The sequence below is a fragment of the Thermovirga sp. genome (assembly GCF_017656375.1).
In the GTDB taxonomy this organism is placed as follows: Bacteria; Synergistota; Synergistia; order Synergistales; family Thermovirgaceae; genus Thermovirga.
The window spans coordinates 1-9,471 of sequence record NZ_JACDOB010000040.1 but is presented as its reverse complement, the minus strand read 5'-3'; the positions used below and the strand labels follow the sequence as shown (position 1 = coordinate 9,471).

Sequence of the window (9,471 nt, the reverse complement as noted above, 5' to 3'; positions counted from 1 at the left end):
AAAGAAATAGAACTAAAATACAGAAAGGCAGAAGGGGGCAATTGGATGCTTTGGATAATGAACACTAAGCTTTGGAAGTTTCTGGAATATGCCCAAAAGGGCATAATGATTCTTTCTTCCATGACAATCCTCACGCTGGTCCTGGTACAGGTGGTATTGCGTTACATTTTCGTGATGCCCCTGATGGGTGTGGAAGAGATAGCGACCATGGTAGGGTTTTGGCTCTATTTCATGGGAGCTTCATGGGGTACAGCAGAGCGGATTCATATTAAGGCAGATCTCATGCAGGTTATCATAAAGGACCCTAAAAAACTGATATGGTTTAAAGTTTTTATATCGGCCTTATCGGTTGTCCTCTCCGGAATGATGGTCTATTGGGGATGGGGCTATTTCCAATGGGGAATTACCCGATGGCAGCTTTCAAGTACCTTGATGATCCCCATGGTCTATTCTCAAAGCAGTGTTTTTGTGGGAGCCATACTTATGTTCTTCTATTTCATCATAGAATTGGTGGACCATTTTCTACAAGCGACGGGCAAAAAACCGCTGGATTTCATTGAGGAAGAAGAAACACCTAAAAGGGGAAGCGAAGCTTCTAGTATTCCTTGATGAAAACAGGTAATTGTTCATTATTTAGTTAAGGAGTGATATGGATGGTCATTGCAATTAACCTTATTTTGTTAATAGGCTTGATTATAAGCGGCTTGCCCGTGCCTTTCTGTTTCATGACTGCAGCAATATACATGGCTGTGGTTAACAACTTAAGTTTTTCGTTCCTCCTTCCTAGCGGTTACTATGCTCTTAATTCTCTGACGCTGCTTTCGGTGCCTTTTTTCATCATGGCCGGAGCCCTTATGTCTTCATCGGGAATAGCAGAGAGGCTAACCACTTTTGCTCAGGCCTTTTTGGGGAGACTAAGGGGAGGCATGGGGGCGGCAACCATAGTTGCGTGTGCCATATTTGGCGCCATTTCAGGAACCTGCTCATCGGCGGTTGCATGTATTGGAGGGATCATGATTCCTAGGCTCGAAGAGCTGGGCTATCCCCGATATTATTCTGTCGCCATGGTAGGTTGCGCCTCGGTATTAGGGCAGCTGATACCGCCAAGCGTTCCAATGATTCTTTACGCATGGGTCACCCAGCAGTCAGTGGCGGCATGTTTTTTGGCGACAGTTATTCCTGGGATTCTCACCACTATTCTTATGTGTATCGTCAACTGGTTTGAAGTTAAGAAGATCGGCACTGTGAAAACTGAGCCTCAGATATCTTTTAATGAGAAGATGAAAGTAATAGGTAAAGCTACCAAACAGGGAATGTGGAGCCTTCTGATGCCCATAATAATTCTTGGCGGCATATACGGAGGGATTACTACACCTACCGAGTCGGCAGCCATAGCTGTGGCCTATGCCATAGTTGTAGGGTTTTTGATCCATAAGGAGCTCACCCCCAAAGTCCTTGGCCAAGCGCTCATTAGTTCCTCTTCTATTACAGGGGTTGCAGTTTTAATGCTGTTTTTCGTGTCCATTCTTGCAAAGGTGTACACTATGCAGCGCATACCCCAACAATTGGCTGATTTTATCCTGGGAGTATCTGACAATAAGTATGTTTTGCTGCTTATGGTCAACCTGTTCCTCATTGTTATAGGCATGATGATGGACGACTTCAGTGGAACCATGTTATCTGCCCCTTTGCTCCTGCCGCTGATGATAAAAATTGGCGTACACCCTGTTCATTTTGCTGCAATCATGGGAACGAACCTGGGATTGGGCAACGTTACACCTCCGTGTGCCCCTATCCTTTATCTTGCAGGCAGAATAGGCGGGGCCTCTGTAGATCAGTACTTTAAGCCAGCATTGAAATTTATGCTTTTTGCCCAGGTCCCAGTAATAATTTTAACGACATATATTCCAGGGCTTTCAATGTGGTTGCCTAAGCTAATTATGGGTATTAAGTAGCGTTATTTTGAAAATAACCCTGAAGGGGAGGGGGTGGAGTCAAAAGAGACATAAGAGAGAAGGAGTAAGATTTTTGTTAAGGACGGGCCTAGTATTCCTCTTCGTGAGGAGTAAGGGTAAATTAGAGGAGGTGTTTTTAGAGATGAGAAAGTTTCTAGCAATAGTTATGGTTGTGGCGTTAGTTCTCTCCCTCGGCGTTGCAGCGTGGGCCGGGCCGAAGTGGACGTTTAAGATGGGACATGCTAATCCACCAGATACGCCGTATGACAAGTTGGCCCATTGGTTTGCGGACGCTGTTTACGAGAGGACCAATGGCCAGGTAAAGATAAACATATTCCCGAGCAACCAGCTTGGCGACTGGACTGAGACCTTTGAGCTGATCCAACGCGGGGTAGTTGAGATGGGTTTCCAGATTGCCAATGCCCAGTACGACCCGAAACTCAACTTTGCTTATTACATGCCTTATGTTGTAAGCAACCTTGAGGAAGCAAAAGAAGCATATGCTCCAGGAGGTTGGGCTTATGACATCATAAAGGATCTCTGGTCAGCGCATGGTATAAAGGCCCTTGCGGTTTATCCCATTGGAATGGCAGGAGTTTCCCTTAAGGAAGTTCCACCTTCCCCGGGCGACCCAACTGTGGACAAGGGAATGAAAGTTCGAGTCATGCCTCTCAAGGCTTGTTCTATGACCTATGAGGCACTTGGATACATAGCTACTCCTATTCCATACGCGGAGTGCTACAGCGCCATTCAGACCGGAATAGTCGATGGCCAGATGGGTGGACCTCCTTTCCAGGCTTGGCAGTTCCGCGATGTTAATAAGGTATGGATTCAATACAACGACTACTTTGAACAGCACTGGATTGTCATGAACCAGGATCTTTGGAATAGCCTGCCTGCAGATATCCAAAAAGTTATTCAGGAAACAGCCGCCGAAGCTTCTGCCACTAGGTGGAAACAGGTTGAGACGGAGGACGAACATTATCGTAACGTGCTGAAGAACGAGTTTGGCTGGACCATCGTTATGCTGACCCAGGACGAACTCAATGCTTGCGCTGACAGGGTGAGAAAGCTGGTATGGCCTAAGATGAAGGAAATGCTTGGGACGGAGCTTTACACGAAGATCCGACTTGCTACGTTCAAAGAATAAGATTTAAGATAATCATCAGTAAATATGATCTCATTACAGGAGGCGGGAGCGCAAATGTTCCCGCCTCCTGTGACTTTTCCTCTGTATGGCGTAGAATAATGTAGTAGGGATTTTATGAACCACTAGGAGAAAAGGAGAGGAAGATTATTATGAGGTTGGTTCTTTTTACAAACGGAGTATTTTCTCCCATGGATGGCTCAGGACGCAGGGTGGAATCCATGTTGGTGGCGGGTGAGAGAATCTTGGAAGTTGGTACCGTATGGGAAGTGGCTGCCCATCCTCTGGCACCAGAAGCTAAAAAAGTGGACCTGCAAGGTAAGAGAGTCATACCAGGTCTAATTGATACTCATGTACACTTTGCGGCCTATGCAGAGAGCAAGGGAGCTGTAGATTTGTCGAAGTGCAAGAGCATATCGGAAGTGGTGGCCAAATTGAAGGAACGGGCAGCAAGTTTGCCGCTTAATTCATGGATAAGAGGCATGAACTTTGACCACACTAATTTTCTTGAAAAGCGAATGCCCAAAAGAGAAGATCTGGACGTTATAGAAAATCCTGTATTTTTAAGCAGGATGTGCTTTCATGTCCATTCTGTGAACACGAAAGCTCTTGAAGCGGGTGGCTACCTGGAGAGTTGGTCTATTCCAGAAGGAGTGGAAAGAAACGCAAATGGCGAGCTCTCTGGGGTTATCTATGAGAGCGGGGTGGATAGGATAGCCAAAGCCTACCATAAAAGCATGGGAAACACTGATGACCATCTGGACAGGATGGCCAAATGCATGTACGAGTTTGCCTCCTATGGCATAACCGCTTTCAACACCACCTCGGCAGAACACCTGGGAATAATGGAAAACTTTGGCATATATCAGGACTTGAGGCGAATGGGCAAACTTCTGCAAAGAGTAACTATACATTTCAACGACCTTCCAAATAAAAGGATGCAGTCCTTTTTTGGCGATAACATGATCCGTTATGGAGGATTGAAGCTTTTTAGTGATGGAGGGTTTTGCGCCCAAACTGGAGCCATGACCTTTGATTACAAAGGAAGGCCTGGCTACAAGGGTGCTCTTAATTATACTGACAAAGCCCTTTACGCTTTGGTGCTGGAAGCTCAAAAACAAGGTGTTCAGGTGGCTATTCATACTGTGGGCGACAGGGCGCTAGACCAGGTTTTAGATGTGTTCGATGCTGTCATGACCGAGGTGCCAAAGCCCTACCTTAGACACCGCATAATTCATTGCTATATAGCAAAAAGCGATCAAAGGAAGAGGATAGCGAGCTTAGGGCTCATAGTGGATATTCAGCCCCGTTTCCTTGCCGATGAGATAGATATAGCAGAATCGGGTATCCCTGAGGAAGCCTTAATGGATGCCTATGCTTGGGGATCGTTATGGCATGATGGTGTTCTTCTTACTGGTAGCTCGGACTGCCCTGCTGCACACCCAAATCCATGGTTGGGTATTGATGCAGCGGTGAACAGAGTTAGAGCCAAAGACAGGACCCCTGTTGGGGGGTGGCATCCAGAACAGAAACTCAGCCTTGACGAAGCTATAGCTCTTTACACTAAGAATGGGGCTAAAGCCATTGGGATGTCCAGGGATCTAGGAACACTTGAGCCTGGTAAGCTGGCAGATTTCGTGGTACTTGAGGATGACCCCTGGAACATGAGCCCCGAAGATTTAGGAAGGGTTAGGGTAAGAGATGTTTACAGAGGAGGAGAGAAAATCTACTCTGCCATGGAATAGATCCAGGTTTGGAGGGATAAATTATGCCCAAGATGGATTATAAGGAACAAGTCGTGCATTTGTGTGGCAAATTGGCCGAAATACCAAGTCCTCCATTCAAGGAGAAAGAGATAGCAATTCTCTTTGAGAAGATGATGACAGATCTTGGGTTTGAGAAAGTGTGGCGTGACCGTCTTGGAAACGTCATTGGCGAAATGGCTTTATCTAGAGAAGAAGGGCCTAATGTCCTTTTGGCCTCCAATTTAGACAGTAGCCTTTGCCTTGAGGAACCTTACGGTACCAGATTTAAGCCTAAAATAAAAGGCAAAAAAATTACAAGCTGCGGGGTAGCTGAAAATAAAGGTTCTCTTGCAGCTTCTGCATTAGCTGCAGTGGCAATAAAGGAGGAGCTTTCGAAGGAAGTCAAGGGTAAAGTTATCGTGGCTGGAATTTCAGCGGGTTCTTTTTTCGCGCCACTAGCCGCTCAAGAGCTTTTTGAGCAGACCAAACCAGATTATGTGATAGTTGGAGGCCCAACGGGGCTTAAGGTATGTATTGGTCAGAGGGGAAGAGCGGAGATAATAGTGGAAAACCATGGCAAGTGTGCACCACTAGCAGCTTTTAAGAAGGGTGTAAACGCCTTAGGGAAAATGCTTCCTGTCTTGCTCACCATAGAGAAAGAATTTTTATCTCATGAGGACCCCACTCTGGGAGAGGGATGCCTGGAGATCATAGATATCAAGGCAAGTTCTTCTGGGCCCTTGTGGAGTGTTCCTGATAGGTGTGTTGCCGTATTTGATAGGCGCGTCTTACCTGGGGAGAATAAGGAAGAAGTCCTAAACGAAGTAAGAATGATAGCCGATGGCGTTGCAGCCTTTGATTTAGACCTTGATGTAAGCGTTTCCATAAAAAAAGAGGATATAACTACCTATACTGGAACGAAAGCGAGTGTCGAGATATTTGAACCGGCTTGGGTTTGGGAAAAGAAAGAAAAATTTTTAGCCTCTTGTATGGATGCTTTAAATAAAAAAGGCATTATCGTTGAAACAGTCTTGGACACCCCCATTGCCTCCGGAAGCTACTATGCTGCCGTCAAGGGTGTTCCAACCATAGTTTTTGGTCCTGGGGACTTAATGAAGCGAGAAAATGGCGAAGAATTTGTTGAGGTAGATGAGCTTGTTACGGCCTTTGAGGGATATAAGGCCCTAATCAGAGCATTTCTTAACAGACCTTGAAAAACAAATATTTAAAGTAGGAGGTTTGGGTAAATGCAAAAAAAATATTATAACATGAATAGCATTCCCCCAAAGGAAGTCACCCCAGGGGTACGGGGAAGATTTGTTCATTCCGAAGGCATGACGATAGCCTGGTGGGAGATAGAAAAGGATGCGCTTTTGCAGAGGCATTCTCACGTACATGAACAAGTAGTAAACGTTATTGAGGGCACTTTGCAGCTTGTCGTAGATGACAGAACGTGGATTTTGGCCCCTGGCTCGGTTATGGTTATCCCGTCTGGTGTGCCTCACGAGGCAAAGGGGATAACTTTTTGTCGCGTCATAGATGCTTTTTATCCTGTAAGGGAGGACTATAAAGGCTAGATAGATCTAGCCTAGTAGTAAAAAGACATGAAGAAAAAGTTTGTTTTGCTCTTTGTGGTCTTGTTGGCGCTTATATTGGGTTTTATTGCTGCGATCATCAGGAACCAAAAAGATACCGCAGTTATAACAGAAAAGATAGAAAGAGAGGCAATAATAGAAAAAAGCGAGGATACACTTCAAACGAGGACTCCTACCTCTAAGCCTCAACCGACTCGACAGGGTGACGTATATAAATTCAAACCTGCAGGGACGGGTAAGCCGTTGGAACCAAAGGAGCTTATATTAGAAAAGCCCGATTTGGATAAAGCAAGTCGATCTGTTCATGAAAGTAAGCCCCAGAAAGATATCTTGGATGACATTAACCCCAAAATTAAAGAACTTGCCGACCAACTGGAAGAACTGGTAGATAGTTTTGATGAAGAAACTCTCCAAACCACGAAAAAGATAATTAAAAATGTACCTCTAGTAGAGATGGAGCCAGAGGAAGCCAAGCTGAGACCGAAGGATGGAGGGCTTGAGCTTAAGATAGTCATACCGGCAGATACCATAAGGCTTAAAAAAGACACCAAGCTGTCATCTGGTGATGGATAAAAATCAGGGTAAGTTTACCTTGACCCGTCAGGGTGTTAGGTTATTATATTAATGCATGGATAGAGAGTGTGCAGTTTGAAAAAATTATGGTGAACATTGAGGAGGGGAAGTTATGAAGAAGGCCTATATTGTTGGAACTTGTGACACTAAATATCAGGAGTTGGCATATGTGCGGGACCTTATAGAAAAAGCTGGAGTGCCGACCGTGCTGGTCGATGCGGGTATATTTCCACATGACAACCCTGTTGATGTGCCAAACAGCGTAGTAGCTTCCTTTCATCCTACGGACAAGGATTTTCTAACTAAAGTTAATGACAGGGGGCAGGCGGTTAGTGCCATGTCTGAGGCATTGCCGGAATTTATTGCTACAAGAGAAGACCTTGGTGGAATAATTGGGCTTGGTGGCTCAGGGGGCACTTCAATTGCAACGGCGGCTATGAGGCGTCTTCCTGTGGGGATTCCCAAGGTTATGGTCTCTACTGTGGCCTCAGGTAATGTGGCTCCTTATGTAGGTCCTAATGACATAATAATGATGTATTCAGTAACAGATGTGGCTGGCATAAACAGGATATCTAGGGTGGTCTTAGGGAATGCGGCCCATGCTTTGGCAGGTATGATTTTAAACGAAGTTCCTAAAGCTGAGAACAGCAAGCCACTTCTTGGCATGACCATGTTTGGAGTCACCACTCCATGTGTGAACATGGTGAGGGAAAAGCTTCAGGAAGGGTTTGATTGCTTAGTTTTTCATGCGACGGGTACAGGCGGCCAATCTATGGAGAAGCTTATAGATTCGGGTGTTATGAAGAGCGTTATAGATGTTACGTTGACAGAGGTGTGCGACCTGCACATGGGGGGTGTCATGAGCGCTGGCGAGGATAGGCTCGGAGCTATTATACGCACCAAGATTCCATATGTGGGGTCAGTTGGGGCGTTGGATATGGTAAATTTCTGGGCCATGGATACAGTTCCTGAAAAGTACAGAGAACGCAATCTTTATGTCCACAACCCTCAGGTCACACTAATGAGAACTACCCCGGAAGAGAATGACCGTATGGGTAAATGGATAGCGAATAAACTTAACCAATGTGAAGGGCCAGTGCGATTTTTGCTTCCAGAAAAAGGTGTTTCCATGATAGACGCTGAAGGCATGCCCTTTTACGATCCGGAAGCGGACGAAGCCCTCTTTAGAGCTATTGAAGAGAACGTAATTCAGACTGCTGACAGAAAGGTAATAAGGCTTCCTTACCATATAAACGATCCCGAATTTGCCCAGGCTTTAGTAGATAATTTTAAGGAAATTAATCAATAAAAAGGGGGTTTTAAACCTTATGAAGGCTAAAAGAAAAGAGATACTGGAAAAACTTAGGAAAAAAGTTGAATCCCTCCAGCCTATAATCGGAGGAGGAGCCGGAACTGGCATATCTGCCAAGTGGGAAGAGGCTGGAGGGATAGACCTAATTGTCATATACAACTCTGGCCGCTACAGAATGGCAGGGCGAGGTTCTTTGGCTGGACTTTTGGCCTATGGCAACGCCAACGAGATAGTGAAAGAGATGGCCCGGGAAGTTATTCCTGTAGTGAAAAACGTCCCCGTACTTGCAGGAATAAACGGAACAGACCCCTTCGTCATATGGGACCATTTCTTGGATGAATTGGTATCCTTAGGTTTTGCGGGAGTTCAAAACTTCCCCACTGTCGGGCTGATAGATGGGGTTTTCAGGCAGAACCTGGAGGAAACTGGAATGGGGTACGCCCTTGAAGTTGAGGCTATAAGAAAAGCCCATGAGAAAGGCCTTTTGACTACCCCGTATGTGTTCAGTGCGGAAGATGCTGTTGAGATGGCCAAAGCGGGAGCAGACGTGATTGTCTGCCACATGGGGCTTACCACCAAGGGGAGCATAGGAGCCAAGACAGCTAAAACCCTCGATGAGTGCGTGAAGCTCATAGATGAGTGGGCAGAGGCTGCAAGAAGCGTAAGGGAGGATATAATAGTCCTGTGTCATGGTGGGCCTATAGCCATGCCGGAGGATGCTGACTATGTCTTCAAACGTTGCAAGTACGTACATGGCTTTTATGGTGCCAGCAGCATGGAAAGGCTTCCGACCGAGCAGGCTATAAAGGCACAGGTAGAGAAGTTCGTCAATTTGACATTTTAGGGGAGGAATGAAGATGAAAAAGATAGTCAAAACAGAGAATGCACCAGCGGCGTTGGGACCTTACAGCCAGGCAGTGAGGGTAGGAAATTTCCTATTTGTATCAGGGCAAGTAGCCATTGATCCTAAGACAGGCGAGATGGTAGGTAGTGATGCTCCAACTCAGGCCGAGCAGGTCTTCAAAAACATAAAGGCAATATTAGAGGCCGAGGGATATGGCTTTGAACATGTAGTGAAAGCAACTGTTTTTGCTAAGAACATGGATGATTTCAAGGCTGTTAACGAAGTTTACGGGAGGTTTTT

At 45.7% G+C, this 9,471-nt stretch carries 10 protein-coding genes; all 10 read left to right on the top strand.

The features are described 5' to 3' along the window. On the top strand, positions 1-609 hold a 609-nt coding region (locus H0Z23_RS08075), incomplete at its 5' end, for a TRAP transporter small permease (protein ID WP_296868934.1). Between the two features lie 44 nt (positions 610-653). Then, positions 654-1,955 carry a TRAP transporter large permease gene (locus H0Z23_RS08070; RefSeq protein WP_296868933.1) on the top strand — a complete coding sequence of 434 codons (1,302 nt, stop codon included), beginning with the start codon at positions 654-656 and terminating at the stop codon, positions 1,953-1,955. Positions 1,956-2,097: 142 nt separating this feature from the next. Then, positions 2,098-3,105, top strand: a complete 1,008-nt coding sequence (gene dctP / locus H0Z23_RS08065) for a TRAP transporter substrate-binding protein DctP (RefSeq protein ID WP_296868932.1) — start codon at positions 2,098-2,100, stop codon at positions 3,103-3,105. 149 nt (positions 3,106-3,254) lie between these two features. Then, positions 3,255-4,847 carry an amidohydrolase gene (locus tag H0Z23_RS08060; RefSeq protein ID WP_296868931.1) on the top strand — a complete coding sequence of 531 codons (1,593 nt, stop codon included), beginning with the start codon at positions 3,255-3,257 and terminating at the stop codon, positions 4,845-4,847. Positions 4,848-4,870: 23 nt separating this feature from the next. Next, positions 4,871-6,061: a M20/M25/M40 family metallo-hydrolase gene (locus H0Z23_RS08055; protein WP_296868930.1), complete on the top strand. Its 1,191-nt coding sequence runs from the start codon at positions 4,871-4,873 to the stop codon at positions 6,059-6,061. A gap of 33 nt (positions 6,062-6,094) precedes the next feature. After that, a complete protein-coding gene (locus H0Z23_RS08050) occupies positions 6,095-6,424 on the top strand; it encodes a cupin domain-containing protein (RefSeq protein ID WP_296868929.1) in 330 nt (109 codons plus the stop codon). A 27-nt stretch (positions 6,425-6,451) separates the two neighbouring features. After that, complete coding sequence (locus H0Z23_RS08045) at positions 6,452-7,015, top strand: hypothetical protein (RefSeq protein ID WP_296868928.1); 564 nt, start codon at positions 6,452-6,454, stop codon at positions 7,013-7,015. 112 nt (positions 7,016-7,127) lie between these two features. Next, the gene (locus H0Z23_RS08040) at positions 7,128-8,324 is read left to right on the top strand and encodes a Tm-1-like ATP-binding domain-containing protein (RefSeq protein WP_296868927.1); all 1,197 of its coding nucleotides are present in this window, start codon (positions 7,128-7,130) and stop codon (positions 8,322-8,324) included. A 19-nt stretch (positions 8,325-8,343) separates the two neighbouring features. Beyond that, positions 8,344-9,171, top strand: a complete 828-nt coding sequence (locus tag H0Z23_RS08035) for a phosphoenolpyruvate hydrolase family protein (RefSeq protein ID WP_296868926.1) — start codon at positions 8,344-8,346, stop codon at positions 9,169-9,171. A 13-nt stretch (positions 9,172-9,184) separates the two neighbouring features. Then, positions 9,185-9,471, top strand: a 287-nt coding sequence (locus tag H0Z23_RS08030) for a Rid family detoxifying hydrolase (protein ID WP_296868925.1), incomplete at its 3' end; no start/stop codon positions are given.